Annotated in this window: 2 protein-coding genes; both read right to left on the bottom strand. The window is 38.7% G+C overall.

What is annotated here, in order from left to right:
• On the bottom strand, window positions 1-1,050 hold a 1,050-nt coding region (locus NC99_RS07910), incomplete at its 3' end, for an ATP-binding protein (RefSeq protein ID WP_053181925.1).
• Between the two features lie 181 nt (window positions 1,051-1,231).
• Complete coding sequence (locus tag NC99_RS07905) at window positions 1,232-1,480, bottom strand: hypothetical protein (RefSeq protein WP_053181922.1); 249 nt, start codon at window positions 1,478-1,480, stop codon at window positions 1,232-1,234.
• Window positions 1,481-1,533: the final 53 nt, after the last annotated feature.

Raw genomic sequence — 1,533 nt, 5'->3', positions numbered from 1 at the left:
ACCTACTTCAAATGTGTAATCGTCCACGACAAAATCAGCGACTGGGGATTTGATGACGTCATACTTAACCCGAAGCTGATTTAGAAAAAACGTCTCCCTTATATTTCCTCTATTTGAATGATCGTTTGCTAAGCTGTAAATCAAATTCGTATTGTCGAGATAAATTTTATCGACCTTCCCCAGCCCCTTTATTCCTCCTGTAGAATCCCGAAGTTGTGCGATCATTCCGGCTTCTTCAACAAACAGGCAATAATCAGTGATGTTATTCCGGCTGGCGGAAAGTGCAGTTGCGATACTTGACATATTGGGCTTAAACGGCACACTTTTAGCAATAATGGCCAGTAGTTGCTTCAACTTTCGACCGGTTGACACATTCATGCCAGCATACAACGGGATGTCAGTCTCCAAAGTCTGATTAACAACTTGTTGTAGCCTCATATCAAAGTCTTCCTCTAATGCAAAAGGATAGTACCCTTTTTTTAGGTAATCTTCAAAAAACGGCAGTGGATGTTTTATTTCCGGAAGTACAGCTTTGTGACTCAGAATTTCTTCTAAAGAATAGGCCGGGACAGCTATTTGATGAAACAATTGTAAATATTCCCTAAAAGACAAACCTTGCATGTGGTACATTACCGCTCTGCGGCTTAAATCCGAGACTCCTTTTTTGATATCCAATACCGAAGAACCGGTAAATACAACATGAAGTTCGGGATGATAATCATAGATCAGTTTTAGTTCCTTAGCCCAGTCTTTGTATTTATGAATTTCATCTATAAACAGGTATTTTCCGCCTTGTTTTACAAAATTGCTAGCTAAATCAGCCAGTCTGTTGTCGGCAAAATAGAAATCCTCGGCTGTTACATAAAGCGTCTCAGCAGGATTCAGGTTCTTTTTTATTTGCTGCAAAACCAGTGTTGTTTTTCCAACTCCCCGTGGGCCAGTAAGGCCAATCATACGACTTTTCCAGTTTATTTCAGCATAGATGTAGCGGAAAAAGCTGGTATCTGTCTCTCTTAGAAGCTTCTGGAACTGTTCAAGCAATTTGTTCATAGTATTTTGATTTACTACAAAAGTAATCAATATGCACTAATCAAGTGCAATTATCTATGAAAAATGCACTACAAGAGTGCATGATGTGTTAGTCTTGGGTTCTTTATACTTTCATTCACTGCTTTCTCAACTAATCGTATTAGTCCCAATTCAAACTTCTAAAATCCTCTTAATCAATACTTCATTCTGTTGAATGTGAAGAAATACCAATAGCTTCAGTTAATTTGGCAATGGTAATATTTTCATTGTCTTTCATGATGCTTAGAATTTTCTCCGACACTTCCCCGATGTTTTCTTCAGCCTCCATCTTAAAATCGACGATTACAGAATCAAATTCGATCTGGTATCCCGGCACCGTTGAATTATAAGTTCTCCAGTTCACTTCTATTTTGTCAAAACCAAAACCTGCATTGTCAGCGAGTTTAACCATTCGGAACAACTTTGCACGAATGGGGTTACGTGGTCGAGTTCAATGATTCTCGA

The sequence above is a fragment of the Sunxiuqinia dokdonensis genome (assembly GCF_001270965.1).
GTDB lineage: Bacteria > Bacteroidota > Bacteroidia > Bacteroidales > Prolixibacteraceae > Sunxiuqinia > Sunxiuqinia dokdonensis.
The sequence above is the reverse complement of the archived record's forward strand: the minus strand, read 5'-3'. Positions and strand labels throughout refer to the sequence as shown.

Excerpts from the sequence above, each read along its gene's own strand:
- NC99_RS07905 (WP_053181922.1), bottom strand. The coding sequence starts at position 1,480 with ATGGTTAAACTCGCTGACAATGCAGGTTTTGGTTTTGACAAAATAGAA.